This is a genomic window from Prochlorococcus marinus subsp. pastoris str. CCMP1986 (assembly GCF_000011465.1).
Lineage (GTDB): Bacteria > Cyanobacteriota > Cyanobacteriia > PCC-6307 > Cyanobiaceae > Prochlorococcus_A > Prochlorococcus_A pastoris.
The window spans coordinates 1110062-1128239 of record NC_005072.1; the positions used below are offsets into that span (position 1 = coordinate 1110062).

At 30.2% G+C, this 18178-nt stretch carries 26 protein-coding genes and 1 tRNA gene; 14 read left to right on the top strand and 13 right to left on the bottom strand.

Features of this window, described 5'->3' with window-relative positions; translation table 11 throughout:
* Positions 1-36 precede the first annotated feature (36 nt).
* Entirely contained in the window at positions 37-663 is a 627-nt protein-coding gene (locus tag TX50_RS06250; RefSeq protein WP_011132793.1) for a nucleoside triphosphate pyrophosphatase, read from the bottom strand.
* 66 nt (positions 664-729) lie between these two features.
* Here TX50_RS06250 and TX50_RS06255 point away from each other — a divergent pair, with 66 nt between their 5' ends.
* Entirely contained in the window at positions 730-2259 is a 1530-nt protein-coding gene (locus TX50_RS06255) for a cobyric acid synthase (RefSeq protein WP_011132794.1), read from the top strand.
* Positions 2256-2507: a 2Fe-2S iron-sulfur cluster binding domain-containing protein gene (locus TX50_RS06260; RefSeq protein WP_011132795.1), complete on the top strand. Its 252-nt coding sequence runs from the start codon at positions 2256-2258 to the stop codon at positions 2505-2507. The genes TX50_RS06255 and TX50_RS06260 overlap by 4 nt, the downstream gene beginning before the upstream one ends.
* Positions 2508-2519: 12 nt before the next feature.
* On the opposite strand, the gene TX50_RS06265 is transcribed toward TX50_RS06260, so the two are convergent.
* Entirely contained in the window at positions 2520-4328 is a 1809-nt protein-coding gene (locus tag TX50_RS06265; protein WP_011132796.1) for a hypothetical protein, read from the bottom strand.
* 110 nt (positions 4329-4438) lie between these two features.
* Between TX50_RS06265 and TX50_RS09945 the strand changes: the two genes are divergently transcribed.
* The 5 genes from TX50_RS09945 to TX50_RS09485 are packed head-to-tail and all read left to right on the top strand — an operon-like array spanning position 4439 to position 5623.
* Positions 4439-4567: a hypothetical protein gene (locus TX50_RS09945; protein WP_268741251.1), complete on the top strand. Its 129-nt coding sequence runs from the start codon at positions 4439-4441 to the stop codon at positions 4565-4567.
* Positions 4568-4625: 58 nt separating this feature from the next.
* A complete protein-coding gene (locus TX50_RS06270) occupies positions 4626-5030 on the top strand; it encodes a hypothetical protein (RefSeq protein WP_036930555.1) in 405 nt (134 codons plus the stop codon).
* 58 nt (positions 5031-5088) lie between these two features.
* The gene (locus TX50_RS06275; protein ID WP_036930552.1) at positions 5089-5292 is read left to right on the top strand and encodes a hypothetical protein; all 204 of its coding nucleotides are present in this window, start codon (positions 5089-5091) and stop codon (positions 5290-5292) included.
* The gene (locus TX50_RS09950) at positions 5289-5471 is read left to right on the top strand and encodes a hypothetical protein (RefSeq protein ID WP_036930549.1); all 183 of its coding nucleotides are present in this window, start codon (positions 5289-5291) and stop codon (positions 5469-5471) included. Before TX50_RS06275 ends, TX50_RS09950 begins: the two co-directional genes overlap by 4 nt.
* On the top strand, positions 5468-5623 hold the full coding sequence (locus TX50_RS09485; RefSeq protein ID WP_157859394.1) for a hypothetical protein: 156 nt from the start codon (positions 5468-5470) through the stop codon (positions 5621-5623). The genes TX50_RS09950 and TX50_RS09485 overlap by 4 nt, the downstream gene beginning before the upstream one ends.
* 301 nt (positions 5624-5924) lie before the next feature.
* Here TX50_RS09485 and TX50_RS06285 read toward each other — a convergent pair.
* The 6 genes from TX50_RS06285 to TX50_RS09770 form a co-directional block, all read right to left on the bottom strand.
* Positions 5925-6009, bottom strand: a tRNA-Ser gene (locus TX50_RS06285).
* Positions 6010-6060: 51 nt separating this feature from the next.
* Positions 6061-7083, bottom strand: a complete 1023-nt coding sequence (locus TX50_RS06290) for an extracellular solute-binding protein (protein WP_011132798.1) — start codon at positions 7081-7083, stop codon at positions 6061-6063.
* Between the two features lie 132 nt (positions 7084-7215).
* A complete protein-coding gene (glyQ, locus tag TX50_RS06295) occupies positions 7216-8085 on the bottom strand; it encodes a glycine--tRNA ligase subunit alpha (protein WP_011132799.1) in 870 nt (289 codons plus the stop codon).
* A gap of 96 nt (positions 8086-8181) precedes the next feature.
* Positions 8182-8571: a DUF1824 family protein gene (locus TX50_RS06300; RefSeq protein WP_011132800.1), complete on the bottom strand. Its 390-nt coding sequence runs from the start codon at positions 8569-8571 to the stop codon at positions 8182-8184.
* Between the two features lie 26 nt (positions 8572-8597).
* Positions 8598-8930, bottom strand: coding sequence for a phenylpyruvate tautomerase MIF-related protein (locus tag TX50_RS06305; protein WP_011132801.1), 333 nt, complete (start codon positions 8928-8930; stop codon positions 8598-8600).
* Positions 8931-8932: 2 nt separating this feature from the next.
* On the bottom strand, positions 8933-9103 hold the full coding sequence (locus TX50_RS09770; RefSeq protein WP_173028032.1) for a hypothetical protein: 171 nt from the start codon (positions 9101-9103) through the stop codon (positions 8933-8935).
* Positions 9104-9254: 151 nt separating this feature from the next.
* Between TX50_RS09770 and TX50_RS06310 the strand changes: the two genes are divergently transcribed.
* Positions 9255-9893, top strand: a complete 639-nt coding sequence (locus TX50_RS06310) for a methyltransferase domain-containing protein (RefSeq protein WP_052039327.1) — start codon at positions 9255-9257, stop codon at positions 9891-9893.
* A 109-nt stretch (positions 9894-10002) separates the two neighbouring features.
* A complete protein-coding gene (locus TX50_RS06315; RefSeq protein ID WP_011132803.1) occupies positions 10003-10248 on the top strand; it encodes a hypothetical protein in 246 nt (81 codons plus the stop codon).
* An 11-nt stretch (positions 10249-10259) separates the two neighbouring features.
* Here the strand turns inward: TX50_RS06315 and TX50_RS06320 are convergent, their stop codons facing one another.
* Both TX50_RS06320 and fldA read right to left on the bottom strand, forming a co-directional pair.
* Positions 10260-10910, bottom strand: coding sequence for a DUF3386 domain-containing protein (locus TX50_RS06320; protein ID WP_011132804.1), 651 nt, complete (start codon positions 10908-10910; stop codon positions 10260-10262).
* A gap of 57 nt (positions 10911-10967) precedes the next feature.
* Positions 10968-11492: a flavodoxin FldA gene (fldA, locus tag TX50_RS06325; protein ID WP_011132805.1), complete on the bottom strand. Its 525-nt coding sequence runs from the start codon at positions 11490-11492 to the stop codon at positions 10968-10970.
* A 140-nt stretch (positions 11493-11632) separates the two neighbouring features.
* On the opposite strand from fldA, the gene TX50_RS06330 reads away from it, so the two are divergent.
* The 5 genes from TX50_RS06330 to TX50_RS06350 all read left to right on the top strand — a co-directional run bounded on the left by TX50_RS06330 (position 11633) and on the right by TX50_RS06350 (position 14308).
* Positions 11633-12367 carry an AhpC/TSA family protein gene (locus TX50_RS06330; protein ID WP_011132806.1) on the top strand — a complete coding sequence of 245 codons (735 nt, stop codon included), beginning with the start codon at positions 11633-11635 and terminating at the stop codon, positions 12365-12367.
* Positions 12367-12639, top strand: coding sequence for a SemiSWEET transporter (locus TX50_RS06335; RefSeq protein WP_011132807.1), 273 nt, complete (start codon positions 12367-12369; stop codon positions 12637-12639). Before TX50_RS06330 ends, TX50_RS06335 begins: the two co-directional genes overlap by 1 nt.
* Before the next feature lie 95 nt (positions 12640-12734).
* Positions 12735-12959, top strand: coding sequence for a hypothetical protein (locus tag TX50_RS06340; protein WP_011132808.1), 225 nt, complete (start codon positions 12735-12737; stop codon positions 12957-12959).
* 201 nt (positions 12960-13160) lie between these two features.
* The gene (locus TX50_RS06345; protein WP_011132809.1) at positions 13161-13946 is read left to right on the top strand and encodes an AEC family transporter; all 786 of its coding nucleotides are present in this window, start codon (positions 13161-13163) and stop codon (positions 13944-13946) included.
* Positions 13947-14056: 110 nt separating this feature from the next.
* Complete coding sequence (locus tag TX50_RS06350) at positions 14057-14308, top strand: hypothetical protein (protein ID WP_011132810.1); 252 nt, start codon at positions 14057-14059, stop codon at positions 14306-14308.
* On the opposite strand, the gene TX50_RS06355 is transcribed toward TX50_RS06350, so the two are convergent.
* Genes TX50_RS06355 through TX50_RS06365 form a run of 3 tightly spaced genes read right to left on the bottom strand, consistent with a single transcriptional unit; the run spans position 14305 to position 18172 of the window.
* The gene (locus TX50_RS06355) at positions 14305-16110 is read right to left on the bottom strand and encodes an ArnT family glycosyltransferase (protein WP_011132811.1); all 1806 of its coding nucleotides are present in this window, start codon (positions 16108-16110) and stop codon (positions 14305-14307) included. The genes TX50_RS06350 and TX50_RS06355 overlap by 4 nt on opposite strands.
* The gene (locus tag TX50_RS06360) at positions 16107-17201 is read right to left on the bottom strand and encodes a glycosyltransferase family 4 protein (RefSeq protein WP_011132812.1); all 1095 of its coding nucleotides are present in this window, start codon (positions 17199-17201) and stop codon (positions 16107-16109) included. Before TX50_RS06360 ends, TX50_RS06355 begins: the two co-directional genes overlap by 4 nt.
* Positions 17202-17230: 29 nt before the next feature.
* Positions 17231-18172 (bottom strand): DMT family transporter, encoded by a 942-nt coding sequence (locus TX50_RS06365; RefSeq protein ID WP_011132813.1) that lies wholly within the window; start codon positions 18170-18172, stop codon positions 17231-17233.
* Positions 18173-18178: the final 6 nt, after the last annotated feature.

An 18178-nucleotide genomic window follows, 5' to 3' on the forward strand; every position in this document is an offset into this window, starting at 1 on the left:
TCAATTTTCAAAAGACCCTTTTTAAGGGTCTTTTTTTTATGGGAAAATTCCTTCCTTAATAAGACTCTTTCTAAGCCATGGCAAACTTAAACCCATTACATTACTAAAACAACCATCTATCCTTTCGATATATTTACCTCCCTTGCCCTCTAAAGCAAATCCTCCAGCACAATATAAAGGTTCAAGAGAGTCAACATAATTTTTTATCTCTTCATCTTGCAATTTAGAAAAATATACTTTAGAACTTACTGTTTTTTTAATTTTCTTTGTCACTTTTAGTATTTTTGAACTTGAGTCAAAAGTACTAAAAAGTAATGTATGTCCTGTATGGAGAAAACCAAATTCTCCAGACATTTGTGACCATCTTCTATATGCCTCATCTTTATCTGATGGTTTTCCGAAAGGTCTTCCATTAAATTCGAATATTGAATCACAACCAAGAATTTCTACAGAACTATAATTAAACTTTTCTGGTAAGTCTATTTCTTGGATATTAAGAGCAATCCTACTAGCTTTTTGAAAAGACAATTCGAGAGTTAAATTAGATATATCTTTCTCTTTTACTAAAGCTTCATCAAAATTACTTGATATTTGAATAAATTCGATTTGAGAATTTTCTAGTAATTTCTTTCTAGATTGAGAAGCAGAGGCTAGAATTAACACAAATTTTTTATCGAATTATAATTCAATTTACTTATTAATAAATTACAAGATTAATATAAATTACTAATGGAATTAATAGAAAAACTACAACCTATTAAAAAGCCCTTAATGGTTTTAGGTACATCTAGCGGGGCAGGTAAATCTTTAACAGTTACGGCCATTGGCAGGATTCTTAAAAATTCAGGAGAAGAACCAATACCTTTTAAGGGTCAAAATATGAGTAACAATGCATGGGTCGACTGGAATGGCGGAGAGATGGCATTTTCTCAAGCTTTACAAGCATTTGCTTGCGGGATAATTCCTTCTTCGGAGATGAATCCTATCCTATTAAAACCACAAGGTAATTCAACTAGTGAAGTCATTCATTTAGGGAAAAGTAAGGGTATTACAACAGCAAAAGATTACTACAAAGATTGGTTTTTCCCAGGATGGGGAGTAATAAAAAAAAGTTTGAATTCAATATATGAACGATACCCAAATTGTCGTTTAATTATTGAGGGGGCAGGAAGTCCTGTAGAGATGAATTTAATTCACAGAGACCTTACGAACTTAAGAGTTGCAAAGTATTTAAACGCGAATTGCATTTTAGTAACTGATATCGAAAGAGGAGGCGTATTTGCTCAAATAATAGGAACTCTTGAGTTAATGAAACCAGATGAGAGAAAGCTTATTAAAGGCATATTAATAAATAGATTTAGAGGGGACCTTTCATTATTTGAAGAAGGTAAAAAATGGATAGAAAACAAAACAAAAATCCCTGTTTTAGGAATAATTCCTTGGTTAGATGATAAATTCCCTCCAGAGGATTCTTTAGATTTATTAGAAAAAAAATCATCTTTAACCAACCCTGAATTAAAGGTTGGAATTATAAAATTGCCATCTATAAGTAACTTTTCAGATTTTGATCCATTAGAAAATGAAGAATCAATATTAATCAAATGGGTAATGGAATCTCAAAATTTAAATCAATATGATTTTCTTATTATTCCTGGAAGTAAACAGACTATTAAAGATCAAAAATTTCTTAGAGATTCTGGTCTATCAGAAGATATAAAAAATTATTCAACGAATAAAGGTAATATTTTTGGAATTTGCGGAGGTTTACAAATGTTAGGGACAATTCTTGAAGACCCATTTTTTAAAGAAGGATCAAAAATCAATTGTGAGAAATCAATCAATGGAATTGGATTACTCCCTTTAAAAACAACTTTCTTTCAAAAAAAGATAACAAGGCAAATAAATTCTGAGTCAATTTGGCCGCAGGTAACAGAAATCAACGGGTTTGAGATACATAACGGAGTAACTGAATTAGATAACAGTCAAGATACTTTTAAAATAAAACCCATTTTTAAGGATTTAGATCTTGGGTGGTATAAAGAAAATATTCAAGGAGGGACTATTGCAGGTACATATATTCATGGAATCTTTGAAAATGATGACTGGCGAGATCACTATTTAAATTTAATTAGAAAAGGGAAAAACTTACCTTTATTAAAAAAGAGAACAAGATCTTATAAAATGAAACGGGAAAACATTATTGATAATCTCGCAAATGAATTTAAAAAAAATTTTAATATTTCATCATTGTTAAATTGAAACAATCAAAAATTAAAATTATATGGCCAAATAACATTACGACAATTGTAAACGAAGGTGATGATTGGTTTTCTGCAGCAGAGGTAGCAGGAATAGAAATCCCAACTGGATGTCTAACAGGTAGTTGTGGTGCCTGTGAAATAGATGTTAATGGAGAAACAGTTAGAGCTTGTATAAGCAATATTCAAAGTGAAACAGATTGTTCATTAAGCGTTGCTTTTACTACCGATCCCTTTTGGGAAAATTAAATTATTAATTCTTTAGTATAAAAAATTTAATTTAAAACCAATTCGATATTCGTTATCTTCAAGAATTTGTCCGATGTCCTGTATACCGACTGCATTGGAATAATATAAATCAATTGATTTTCCTGGTTTTAGAGAATACCTTAATGCTAATGAGGAATTAAAATCTGAATCATTTTTAAATGAAGTATTTATTTCAGGGATAAGTTGCAAATTATCAAATAAATTTATGTAACTTGAAAGTCCTAACCCCCCAAAACTGTCCACACCACTAAAAAAATATTTAGGACTTAAATTAAAGGCTAACTTATCATTTAAGCTAAAAGTATTTATCAATTCACTGAATAGGTAACCTTGATTAGTATCATCATTTCTTCCAACCGATGTCCTAACTGTCATCCAAAAAAGGTCATCTTTTTGAGGGCTAAATATTAATAATTTCCCTCCTAATCTGTAATTAAGATTATTTTCACTTAAGTAAGTTGAATATAAAGTTGAAATATTATTATCATTAAAACGACCAATATTGAGAAACTCTAGTTGAAATATATTTGACAACGAATAACCATAAAATCCAAACAAATTTCCCTTAGAGTCATAATTAAGATTAATTTGTGAAGTTCCAGCTTTAGGTATCAGTGCATTATTAACTGTAATTCCGCCATAACTAATCAATTTCTCTCTATCATTTAAGGGTTCAAGAAGAGTATCTTCTCCATATGGTTTATATATAAGATTTGCAGAATAAAGTGGCTTATTATCTGAGGGAATAGTAAGTAATCCTGTAGATGGAGTCGAACCGTATGAGTTCGATAATTTACCTTCAATTCCAATCTTAGGATTGATATCCCATCCCAACCCTATACTATATATTGGTTTTCTAGAGTACTTCAGTTCACTATCAAAATAATTATTGCCAGGGCCTAATGGAGTTGTATATGAGAAAAGAAGATCAACATCTTCAGCAATATCTAAAACAAAGCCACTTCCAACATAAAAATTATTTTCATAAGCATTTTTACCAATTCCTTTTGAGCCTAGTTTCTCAGGTAAAAAAGTGATTCCAGGAACTATTACAACTGCCAATTTATCATTAAAATTTTTCGAAAAGGGTAAAGAAAAAGCTCCAATTATATTTTCAAATTTATCTTTACCATATGAATTATTCTCTTGATTATATATACTTTTTGTATTTTCAGATCCACTAGCTTGCCTCCAATATTCAAGAGTAGATACCATTGATAGACCCAAGATATTTTCATTCTCTTCTAATAATTTTTTCTTAAATGAAAAAGCATAATTTTGCCAATGATAATTACTTAGTTGTCCATCAATTAAGTTGTATAAATTATCATCCGCTTCAGAAAAATAAATTGAGATAAGGGAAGAATTTGAGAGCCCATAATCAAAAACAAATGATGGATTTTGTTGCCCAGTACCACCAGATACACCCCCATCAAAAGATGATTTCCATCTAACTGAAGTTTGAAAATCTCCATAGTCAAGAAAATTGTTAAGAGGTAAATATGGTTCAATTTCAAGAATAGAAGGATTTGATTTTAGTTTAGAATTATAAATATTTTCATCTCTATAATTCTCAGTTTTTTTTACTTTAGAACTTTCCTCATTATTATTTTGAAAATAACTTTTATCATCCTTATAGTATTTCCAAATAATCTTTTTCAAATCATTTGAATTTTTTTCTTGTATTTTTTCCCATTTAATCTTTTTTGTTTCAGACGATTCTTTTGTATATTTATCTGCTAAGACACTAACGAAATTTAATAATTGACTAAATATAAATAAATAAAATACCAACCTCATTTAAAAAATTCTTTAATTTATCTAATTAACTTTTCAATAATACTACTAGGAAGACAGTTTTCAATTCTATAAGATAATAATAGGAATGAAAAAAGAGTATTGGACAACTAATGGAGAAGGAATGTAATCATTATAATGATGGATTAGATCCATCAGAAGAATATTTAAGAAAGAAGAAAAAAGGTAATGATGATGATACCTATTTCCCTCCAGAAGAATCAGAATCGCCACATTATTAAGAGCGTAAGAAAATTTATTGACAGGTTCTTTAAAATTAAAAAAAATCAAAATTTAAATATGACTGAACAAAGGAAAATAGAGAAATTTGGAGTCGGGAATTTATACCCTGACATTCATCCACCAGAGTTTTCATTCTTTAAAGAAAAATGTATAGATGTAGCACTTGGATATGATGATGGTTTTACTTTCACTCCTAAATTTGGGAATTTTAAAGAAACTGAAGATATTTTTGATTACCTAAAACAATATCTTGAAGATAAAGAATTAGAAAAATTAGATATTCGTTTTGATACTTTAAAAACTTGTATATACCAAATAAATCCTGAGACATTAGAACTTGGAGAATTATTGGAATGTGAAGGAAGTGATGTTGAATATTTTGAATGGAATAAAAAAACTAAAAGTATTGATGAGGTTGATTCAAATTCACTAAGTGATGAAGAAGAAGAATATTTTCACTAAGTGATGATAATTCATATTTTCCTTCAGAAGAAATAGAGCAAGTTGAGGCACTATCGAAATGAATAAAGAACATAATTATGTAGGATTGTTATTAAATTACATTGTTTTGAAGGAAGAGATGGAAGTGATCTTTTATTTACATAATCCCTATCCAGATTGCTTAAAAATCCCAGATATACTGAAACAAAGGTTTCCTAGTGATTACAAAAGCATAGTTGTAAATTCTTTGGATAATTTCAAAAAGTATGGAGCAAAACGTTGAGCACTAAATGGGATAACACTTCATGGCAGAAAGAGTTCTTGAATATGAAGTCACATTCGCCATCAGATGCAAAACTCTTAATAGGAGGTGTAAAAGGATTTAAAGATGCTTGGCGTTTAGGTGTTCTACATGTGGAATACGAAAGATTGAAGAAAATACAAGAGCAGCAGCAACAATGAAAGAAAAAATAGATTGGAAGAAAGAGTTATTAGAAAGTGGAAGATTCAACGATAAATTCTCTAGGAATTTATTAGAAAACGGAGCAAAGAACTATATGCAAGAAATCTATATGGGATATATGTATAACAGGTGGAGGAAAATTAGAGATTGAATATCTACCACACCTCCAAAAGTAGTCCAACACATCATTCTTTCCTTCAATAGATTAAGTTGGTGTCATCTGAATCGAACCCAAATCGTAATGGTATTTCGTTCCACCATATAGGGAATTTTATACCACACAATTTTAAAGGTAAACCACATTTATCCACCACATTTTATTGCTAGTTATAGTGTTAATTTCAAATTAGCAATATAAACTTTTAAATCTATAATTAATCAACCATCCTTTATTAGCATGCATTTTGGAGGATTAATTACCACAACAAAAGGTATAAGAATCTAAAAATTAACGGAGAGGGTGGGATTCGAACCCACGAACAGTCTCCCGTTAAACGATTTCGAATCGTTCGCTTTCGACCACTCAGCCACCTCTCCATAAATAAATAATATATAAAATTTATAAATTCGTTTTTTTATATCTTCTAATTAATTCCAACCTACTTCTTTCATTATTTCTATTGCCTTACTATTGAATTTCCCAAGTTCTTTTATAGTCACATTATCTGGAGTGAAATCTCCAAATTTACTAACAATTCTATTTTGGCTTGATTCCTTCAAGGGGTGCTCATAAGTTTTATTAGCTAAACCTTGACTACCTTCACTAGAAGCTAAATATTCAAGTAGTTTAATAGCCTCAGTCTTGTTTTCTGCATATTTATATACGCCCCCAGCAGTGATATTTACATGAGCAGGATTTGGTATTATTAATTTTATTTTTTCTGCTAAAGAGGCATCTCTTGGACCTTTAACGCCATCAAGCATCCTTGCGACATAATAATGATTAACGATTCCAATACCGCACGTTCCCAGCCCTACAGCTCTTATTAATGAAGAATCTCCAGAAAAATAGGGAGTGGAGACATTTGATATCAAACCCTTAAGCCAAATTTTTGTTTGACCAACACCTTTCTTTGCTATTTGATTAGAAACCAAAGATTGATTATAAGGACTTTTTCTATTTCTTAGACATACTTTTCCTTTAAAAGAAGGATTGGTTAGATCCTCAAAATTTTTGATTTTTGTAATATCCACAATATCCGGATTTGAGATGATTACCCTTAATCTCCTAGTAAGGCCAAACCATTTATTTCTAGGATCTCTCAAATTGTTTGGAACGCTATTTTCTAGAAAATTTGAATTAATTTTTTGAAATAAATTTGCCTTTGATGCATTTTCAATTATTGCTGCATCAACAAGAATTACTAAATCAGCCTGAGAATTTTTACCCTCTCTTTTTAAGCGCTCAATTATAGCTTTTCCATCTGTTTCTATATATCTAACTTTGATGCCAGTTTGTTCTTGAAATTTTTGATAAACCTCTTTATCTGTATTGTAATGCCTTCCTGAATAGACCTTCACTTCTTTTTCAGTCGAATTAACAGGTATATTTGTATTAAACAAGAAAGTAAGAGTTAAAGCTGAATAAAAAAGTCTTTTTAGTTTTTGCACTTTTATAAAATAGTATCTATGGTTACTTTATATAAAACCATAGATCAAGAATCCTAAAAGAAATTTCCTACACATAACCTTGTATCAATTAATACATAATTACTCATTTTTTTTAAATTAATCTCTAAATTTTTATTTTTTCACTAATGGGAAATTCATCAACTCCCTCTCTTTTATCCATGAAGTGGCAACTTCTCTAGCAAGTTTCCTAATTTTTTCTATATATTGAGCTCGATCTGTCACCGAGATCACGCCTCTAGCATCCAACAAATTAAAGCAATGACTGCATTTTAAAACAAAATCTAGAGCTGGATAAGTAAGATCTTTTTCAATTAAAGAGTTAGCTTCTTCTTGATAGATGGCAAATAATTTTCGCATGTTTTCAGGATTTGAATTACTAAAATTAAAAGAACATTGGTTTTTTTCGAATTGAAGCCAAATATCACTGTAATTAATATCTTTATTCCAATTTAAATCCCAAATGCTTTCTTTATCTTGCAAAAACATTGCAATTCTCTCTAATCCATAAGTTATTTCGATAGGTATTGGATTGCAATCTATTCCTCCACATTGTTGAAAATAAGTAAATTGTGTAACTTCCATTCCATCTAACCAAACTTCCCAGCCTACTCCCCAGGCTCCTAGGGTAGGAGACTCCCAATTGTCCTCTACAAACCTTATATCATGATCTTTGGGATTTATCCCTAAGAATTCAAGAGAAGTTAGATATTTTTCTTGTATTTCATCTGGTGATGGTTTAATAATTACTTGGTATTGAAAATAATGTTGAGCCCTATTTGGATTATCTCCAAATCTTCCATCAGTAGGTCTTCTGCATGGTTCAGCATAAGCAACACTCCATGGTTCTGGTCCGATAGCCCTAAGGAAAGTATGTGGATTCATAGTTCCAGCACCTTTTTCTGTGTCATAAGGTTGCATAATCAAACAACCTTCTTCAGACCAAAATTTATTTAAGTTTTGAATTATATCCTGAAAATACATCGAATTAAAATTTTTAAAAATTTAGAGCGGCACCAATGAACATAATAACAAAGTTGTAAGAAAAGAAATATTTTTGACAATGGTACAAATGAGATTTTAAATACAGAAAAAATCTAATGGCAATGGCCCAAAAGTATTAGATTCTTCTGCATCTTCATCAAATTGGCAAGTTATTAAAATTCCTTCTCCCAGACCATTTTCAGATCTAACAAAAACATTACCAGTTTTTTGGTTACCTTTTAAAAAAACACTTCCATCAGCATGAAGGGAATCTAAATTACCAAATTTTATTGAGGAATATTTATTAGAAATTGATTGCAATGCTTCAATAGCTTTAGTATCAGAAGGTGCCATTATCCCTATTGTTATCCAATCGGCATTAAAAATATTAGTTTCTAGTTCTCCTAATAGTTTTTTTACTTGACTGCTGCTTAATTGCGGAGCAGTTCTAAGACTGTTTAAATCAACTAATTTATTTATTTCCATTTAATTAATACCTAAAATAATAATTATTAAGCAAAGGTTCTTCCATTCCACCCCCACATCTCAGCAGGAACGTCTTCAAAACAAATATAAATTTTATCTAAAGGGACTCCAATCTTTTCATAAATAAAATTACATATAGGTTTTGCCATCTCTGAGGGACTTAGGGAACCTATTGACTTTATTTCTAAATAGCAGCAAAGGCTTTCATCATCGAAATACATTTCGCAATTATCATCTAATTTAGCCATAACAAATCTTTTTGATTTATTTGTCAAAGACGAAACTAATATTGAGATTTCTTCAAGTAATTTTTTCTTGTCCTCAATTTTTGCTGAAGTAGAAACATTAATATAAGGCATATTTATGCAGCTAAATTATCTTTTTGAAAATCATTTTGCAGATTAAAAGATTTATTTTTTAAAACTTTTTTTGATGAAAGATATGCCATATCGTATTGACTAATTCCGTTTTTATATGGATTGAAAAGAGCACTTTTAGATCTACTTTTTTTACTCTTTTTAAATAAAATCATTTTAATTAAATTGATATTTAATAATTTAACTTTTTTTGAATAGATGTCTAGCTTTTTTAAAAATCTTTAATTAACTAAATGCTAAATATATTTTAAATCACAATATGAATATCTATTTACTAAATTTATAGTACCTCTCAAAATAATGGTCTTGGAAGTTTTAAATAATTATCAAAGAAAAAAACTTGATGAGAGCAATGATGAAGAATTTTATTCTGACCCAAAATTTGTTTATCATTTAGATGCAAACTTCAGGCAATATTTATCCAATGTTTATAAAAATGAAATTGCAGATGATTCAACTGTCCTTGATTTAATGTCCAGTTGGGATAGTTATTTACCAAAAGAGAAAACATATAAAAAAGTTATTGGGCATGGATTAAACAAACAAGAACTCGAAAAAAACAAAATTTTTGATTCTTATTGGAAACAAAATTTCAATTTAAATCAAGAGATTCCTCTAGAAAGTGGAACGGTTGATTATTGTTTAATGGTGGCAGCCTGGCAATATTTACAATATCCAGAAAATTTAACCAAGGAAATCGCAAGAATTTTGAGTAATCAGGGCAAGATTATGATTGCTTTTTCAAATAGAGCATTTTGGCATAAGGCTCCTAATATATGGACTTCATCTACTGAAGAAGAGAGAATCAAATATGTAAGAAAAGTATTAATCACAAACGGATTTAATGAACCAAAAATCATTAAAAAGTTTAATGAAACTTCTCTTAATATTTTTAATTTTTTAAATAAAGATCCTTTTTATTGTTTAATTGCGACTAAGGAATAAATTGTTCCTTTACTGCAGTGGAAGACAAAGGTAATGAAAAGCTAATAATTAAAAATCCATAGCCATACTTTTGAATTGTTACTAATATTGGGTAGTTTAAAAATTTTCAATGGGATCTAAAAGAGAAAAATATCCTGAAAAATGTCCATGGGATCTAGGTCCTAATCAAGATTTAGCAAAAGAAGAAAATTGGACACTAAGATTAGGGGAGGCAAATGTATGTTTTAGCAAAAACAAATTAGATGCTAATTACTTTCATGTAATTAGTAATGAAAATGAAGAGCAAATTCTTGCTTTCAGAGCTAGGCTTCTTTATCAGAAATTACTTGATAAAGGATTTAGATTAGTAGAGTAAAAAGTGAGCCACTAGCCCAATAAACTTAGATCCTCAAAAATAAACTCTTGTATATCTTCTTCTTGATTTTTATTTAAGTATTTTATAGATCTTGAATTAAGTATCCAAATGTCTTGAGAACCAATATTAATAAATCTATCCTCATATTCCAACTTCAAAGAATTAGCTTTAAGAGTATTAGGATCAATTTGTTGGCTAGTATATTTTTTACTTAGGAATCCATTCCCAGTATCGAAGAATTCTTGAACAAAAATTTCTATGATTATTCCGTGGATTTTTCTATAAACCATATTTATACAATTATTTTTGACACGATATTTATCACCCTCACTTTTACCGGAAACCATCATTTCAATTCCACTCTCTGAATCTTTAATTAAATTAAAATTGTTTTTCGAGTGAATTTCTTTAAATTCTCTTTTTACCCTATGGATAGACACTTCGAATAATTGTGAGGATATACTTTTAACTATTTTTTGATCATCAATATTGTGGATTTCAGGTTTAAAATCTTTCCCTAAAACAAAACTACCTTTATAGGTATCACTATTCACGGAGAAAATACATTTACCTTTATAACCACTAAATTTACTATCCCACGTATATCTTCTTTCATAAGCATTTTTAAAAAGTTCTTTGCAGTTTATTTCTGTTAAATACATTATTTAATAAGTAATAATAATCATATTACAAAGAAAAAAACAAATATCTTAAAAGATTTATCCCAATGAAGGAATTTCGCCCTTTAATTGAGAAGCCCATGTTTCTAGACGAGAGTCTGTTAAATCAGATTCACTATCTTCATCAAGTGGTAACCCACAAAAGCTTTCACCCATTACACTCTTTGACTCATCAAACGTATAAGAAGATTTGTTAACATAGCCAACCATTTCAGCACCTGCTTTTTTGAAATAACTATGTAATTCTTCCATTGCATCGCAATAGTTTTCTGTATAGGTAGATGAATCCCCTAAACCAAAAATGGCTACTTTTTTTCCTGACAAACTAAGTTCCCCAATATCCTCTAATATTGAGTCCCAAGCAGTTCCAGACCTTTCCTCATCTGCTCCAGTATTCCATGTAGGAATACCACAAATTATTCCATCAAGGCCTTCGAATTCCGAAAGATCATCAACATCGGAAACATCCTTAGGTGATTCTGCTGAAGAAATAAAGTTGTGAAGACGATCAGCTACGTCTTCAGTTTTTCCGGTTGTAGTTGCGTAATAAATTCCTACGGTCATAACTTCAAAATGTTTATATTAAAATAATAAAATTAAAATACGATAAATTAATTTTTATAAAAACTTTTTCATGTATATTTTTATACAAATTAACGTAAAAAAATCTATCCCTAGCAATTTAACCTGATCAGAATCTAATAATGCTCAGTAATAATCAAAAAACTAATCTCAATAAGCTGATTGAAGATTTTAATTTTTTAAGTTCAAAAAAATATAAATTAATTGTTTTATTGGGCCTGCTGGGTGATTTTGATAGTTTTGAATACGCAATAAATTTGAAAAATTTTATAAACAATACTCAAAATAAAGAAATAGATATTTTTGCAATAGCAATTGGTAACAAAATCGGTAAAGAAAAATTTTGCAAATTTACAGGATTTCCTAATAAGAATTTAGAAGTAGTTTACGATAATAAAATTCACGAGGACCTTAAGGTTTCAAACGGTATTGATATTGGACTGGGAGGTTGGATCAATATGTTACTGATGTTATCAGGAATAAACTCGTTAAAAACGATTAAAGAGGTTATCAGAGGTTATACAGGTGATAGGAAATCAAAACAAATTTTCTCTGACGAGGATCAAATAAATTTCTTTAATTTGATAAAATTTTCTGGAATATTCTTCAAATATACTTGTGGTGATGGTTATTTAAGGCCTTTTGAATTGGCTACTTACAGATTAACTAACATGTTGGAAATTCTTCAAAACTGGAATGACTATATTCTTGATAATAAATATCTTCCTCAAAGGGGTGCTTCCTTTCTTTTAGATGATAAAGACCAAATTATTTACAACTATTTTTCAAATGATGTGCTTGGGTATTCTTCTAAAATGGAAGATCCCTTAGCTTTTTTATCTGAGAAATGTAGATAATGAATTCTTTAAATATTGAGTTTTTCGGATACTTTGCAGCAATCTTAACCACAGTTGCTTTTCTCCCACAGTTAATTAAAACTTTAAAGACTAAAAAAGCTGAAGACGTCTCTTTGGTTACCTTAATAATGTTTATATGCGGAGTAGGGTCTTGGATTATTTATGGATACAAAATATCTTCATTACCAATTTTAATGGCGAACATTATCACTTTAATACTTAATTTATTTATTTTAATTTCAAAAATATATTATTCCCGAAATATTAGATAGTGATAATTAATTAATCTAAAAGTATTAATTTGCCCTAAAACTGCCCGTAAAACATTTAAATAAAGCCTAATATAAATCAAATAACAAATTAAGTCTTGAAATCTTCTAAATGCTGGGTTTGGTTTAAAGGAAGCCTTAATGAAGGGGGATATTGGAAAGAGGGTTTTAGTTGCACCTTTGATGAAAAACCTGGAATATTAATAGAAAGCCCATCATACGTAACATGTAGAGTCCCAAATTGGCGTGTCCTTACAAAAGAGCCTGAAGATTTAAAAAAGACACCCTTGATTCCAGAAAATGCAATTTGGAAAATAATTTAAATTAAATAAAAAATATATATTCATCACATAACTCCTAAAAAGGTAGGATTATTTTATTAAAAATAAATTAATACTATTTACAATCTTTTTATAAATATTATTCCTTTCTTGATTTTAGGTTTTTTTATTGGAAAAAGAAAACCTAAACTATCAGCACTTATCGCTTTACCCCTAATTAAGTATGGTATTCCGTTGAGTGTAATGGGCCTCTTATTAAAAGAAGGAATTGATCTAGATTTAATTAAAACTGCTTTAATTGCTTTTCTATCAATTGGATTTTTAATAATTCTAATTAATTACTTATCAATATTTAAAACAAGACTACCTAATTACTCTTTACAATTAGCTGGTTTAATAGGTAACACTTCATTTCTAGGGATCCCAATTGCATTAGCCCTCCTTCCCACAAGTACTATTAATTTTACGATAGGATTTGATTTAGGAACAACTCTATTTGCTTGGATATTTGGGCCTTTCTTTCTAAAAAAGAGGATAAACACTAATACAAATCTTAATTTCAATGAACTTTTAAAAGCAATACTAAATAGCCCTGCCTCAAGAGGAATAGTAGGTGTTCTGATTGTATATCTTTTAGGATTGGAAAAATTTTTAGGAGATTATTTGTGGATCCCAGCAAGAATAGTAATAGTACTAGCGATAGTTGTTGTTGGAACAAGACTAGGAATAATCACAAATAGCAAAACTAAATTTTTTAATTTGAATAAAGGGATTAAATATTCAATAATTTTAAAATTATTAATTTTCCCTCTATTTATATTTGTTTTTAGCAAGATCTTGGGCTTTAACTTAAACGAGACTTCAGCAGTGGTTCTTCAGGCAGGAACACCATCAGCTGTATCAACAATCTTGTTGGCTGAAGCTTATAAAACAAATCAAAAGATTGCAGCTACAATTCTTTTTACAACAACATTAATTTCAATTATTACGATTCCTGTTCTGGCAAATTTGATAAAAACTTTTCAATAACCTCAGAAATAACCCTTTAAATAAGTAGATATATTCATTCAATCAACATATTTGCTGATTATTGTAAATAATATATCCGGATATTTACATAATGTCTTAAGATTTATAGTATGAAGTCAGTAAATCCTAAAAATGAATATATCCCTCTAGATCTTAAAATCTCTGTAAGAAGAGATACTTTACGACTCATTTCAGAAATGGCTCGTGATATGGGGATTAGTATCAATGAGGTTTTCAGTTTTTTGGCGGAGGATTCTGTCATAGATTTAGAATTATTAGATAATTTAAATAATGTCGAAATTCCAAATAAATGTAGTTTGGATGACCTAAAGAATGAAATGCTTAAAAAAAAGCTTTGTTAAAATTTTTCCACTTTTTTATTTCTCCAGTTAGCTTCAAAACCGTTACTCAGTAAATTAGTTGCTTGAGCATTTAAATCACTTTTTTTGATCCTCCATAGATTATAAATTCCATGAACACCTAGTTTTTGATGACTAATATTTGACCAATGTTTCTCAATAGATGAATATTTATCTATGACAACCAAAAAGGATTCATTATCGTAATTAGGTTTGTCTTGAAAATTAATCCTTCTATCAAAGGTCAATCTCTCGGATAAATTAATTACCCCTTCTGCATCTCTAGATTCATAAAAAACTATCTGTTTTGAGTAGAAATGTAATGATGGTTTTCTTATTCCAATCATTGCAAGAGTTTCACCACCCTGTCGAGTATTTAAAATTTGCTTAGAGATATTTCGTAAAGGTAATTGTCTAGATGTATCTCCTAATTTCCTTATTGGTGGCATCAAAACAGTTTGTCCAAGCAATAGTAATAATTGTAGATAAAGAAAAATATTATGAGATCTAAAAACAAATAAAACAATTCCCACGAAAGCAAAAGCAAAGAAAAACAATTTTGCTTTAAAAATTATTCCGGTACTCAATAAGTTTGATGCAAGATTTGGCATTTCAGGATCATTTATCGTGTTCAACCAAATATTTGATAAAAAGAACGCTATTGATAACCCAAACAGAATAAAAAGATTAATAATCCACAAAGAAGAAAAGGTTTTTTTTTGATTTCTAAGCTTCAAATAACTATAACTTGTCAGAATTGCTACAGCTGGCATGGCAGGAAGCCAGTAGCTCGGCAGCTTTGTTGCAGAAATACTAAAAAAAATAAAAACAGAACCAAGCCAACATAAACAATAAATAAATAAACTTTCTGAAGGGGTGTAATCTTTTTTAAAACTAGTTTTTAAATCTTTAAAAGCCTCAAATATTCCGTGAAATAAAAAAGGTGTAAATGGTAATGATCCTATAATCATTACGTATAAAAAGAACCAAATAGGTTCTGCATGATTATTAACTACGGATGTATATCTCTGGAAATTATGATACCCAAAAAAACTATCCCAAAAAGGTCTCCCTTCCTTTATTAACTCTAAAACATACCAAGGCAGGCTTAATAAAACTGTAATTAATAAACCTCTTTTAGGTTTTATTTTGTCAAGTAAATCCCTCCAATCTTTTTGGATGGATAAAAAAGATGCAATAGTCAATGATGCAAGGACAAAGGCTACTGGTCCTTTGGTTAAAATTGCAAGCCCCAGAAAAAACCATGGAGAGATACAATTTTCCTTTTTATTACTAGCCATTCTTCTCCAAAACAAAAGAAGGCTTATCCCTAAATTCCCGCATAAGAGTGCATCACTTACGGCAGTTCTGCTCCATACAATTAATAGTGGAGACAAGGCAAAGCTCAAAGATGCCACTATCGGAGTAGATAATTTTCTATCTCCTTTTTGAGGCCAACAGTATATTGTATCTCCAATCATTAGCATTAAAAATAAGGAAGCCAATGCTGAAGGAAGTCTTGCTGAAATTGTTCCAAGGCTGTCCCACACCTCGTTTTTCGGTAAGGAATAGAACAAGCCCATTAGCCAATAAATAAGAGGTGGTTTATCAAATCGGAAAATACCATTTACTTTTGGAGTTAACCAATCGCCAGATTCGCTCATTGCCTTCCCTGCGGCAGCAAAAAGGGGAGGAGTTTCATCTACTAATCCTGTAGAGCCTAAACCTAAAAGAAAAATTATTATTCCAAAAACCAAAACTACTAAAAAAGTTAGTAGCCTTTCTTTAGACTTAAGAAGAATCATTTAATATAAATTTGTGTTTGATATTCTTTAATAACTTTATTAAGCCAATTCACTACTTTACCAGCAAATATATTTGAAGAAGCATTACTATCTACCCATTCTCTACAATTTTTCCGGTCAATCTTATTAATGATTTTCAAGTAATTAAGAAGGCTTTTCTTATCATCAGGTTTTGCTAAGTAACCTGTTTTACCATGCTGGATAATTTCACTTGGCCCTCCCCTTTTGTATGCCACAACAGGTACTCCACAGGCTAATGCTTCAACTACTACATTTCCATAAGCTTCGTTCCATTTGGGAGTATTAAGTAAAGCTCTACAAGTTCCAAGTTCTTTCTGTAACTTATCAGTTTCTACAAAACCCTTCCATTCTATAATCCCTGGAGAAAATAATTTTTCTATTTTTAATGCATATGACTCATCTTGAACAATTCCCCAAACCTTAAGTTTTTCGCCAAGAGCATTAGCCACATACACTGCATCCTCTAAACCTTTTTCAGGGGCTACTCTTCCTACCCAACCAAGAGGACCATTTTTACAATCTTGAAATATATAATTACTTAAATTAAATCCATTCCCAATAACAATTGGATTTTCAATAAAAGGATAATCAGATGCTTGTATCTTTGAATGAAAAGCAAAGTTATTAGGAAATTTGGAATAAACTTTTGAAATTAAATTTCTTATAACAAAACTTTCGGAACCCATACTAATAATATGAGCAATTGGAATGTTTAAATTTAGAGTCATCCAAATTGGTAGCCAATCGTAAGATAAATTCAAAATAATATCTGCTTTCTTTCCAATATCTATTGCCTTTTCAATCATTCCTGATAAAAGTGAATTATCAGGAATACTTACTGACGAATAATAATCTTGATGTTGCCAACTTTTTTGCTCTTTTCCTTCTACAAAATGTAATTTTGCTTTTTTACTAACTTCAAACAATTTAGAGTTATTTGGGGCCACTACGTCAACTGTATGACCTTTTACAATCAAGCCAGCAACTAAAGAGTTTAGAGTAAGCTCAACTCCACCGCCTTTACCACTTCCTAAAAAACCAATAGGGGTACTAATTAAAACTATATGCATTCTTTAAAAACTATTTTCCTATTGACTTACTAAATATTAGTCTTAGTATTTGAAAATTCCCATATAGACTTTCTCTGGCTGACAAAGAAAACTGATATTAGGACAAAAACCACTCCTATCCATTGAACGATTGTTAATCTTTCATTTAGGTAAACACCACCACTGAGGAGCGCAAATATTGGAGTTAAAAATGCAAGAGTGCTAAATCCTGTTATTTCTTTATTATTCGCAAAATAGAAAAATAAACCATATGCCAAAGCGCCCCCAAAGATACTTGCAAATGACATCAGTCCCCAATCAAATATTGACCAATTTGGTATCAATTGAAAATTTGTTTGTAAGCAATGTTTTATAATAAGAGGGACACTACCCAAAACCATATGCCATCCAGTTACTGCAACAGGATCACTTTTAGTACATGTAAATCTTATCAAAATTGTTCCAAGTGCCATTGCTAGAGAGGCTCCAAGCATCCATAATTCTCCTACATTAAATGCGATGTCAATAATACTCTTATCAGACATTAGCCACCAACTCTCCAAAAGTTCTTTTGGAACTCCTAAAAAAATTATTCCACCTAAGCCAAAAAGTAACCCTAACCATCCAATTGGATTAATTAAATTACCAAAAATCGCTCTTGCTAAGAGTGCTACAATCAAAGGCTGAGAATCAATCAAAACAGAGCCAAGACCTGCACCTGTCTTAGATATCCCATATGTTAAAAATAATTGAAAAAAAGTTGCGTCTACGATTGTAAAAACCAAAAACCATTTCAAATCACACTTATAAATTTTTAAATCTCTTTTTAATAAATATGTTGTAATAAGAACAAGGATCCCGGCAGGTAGAAGTCTTAATGAAGCGACAAACTCAGGGCCAGCACTAGAGACTAGAGGGGTCATAGCTGCCATTGAAGTCCCCCAGAGAGCAAAAGGGAGTATCATTAAAAACCAATTTAGGATTGAATTCATTAGTTC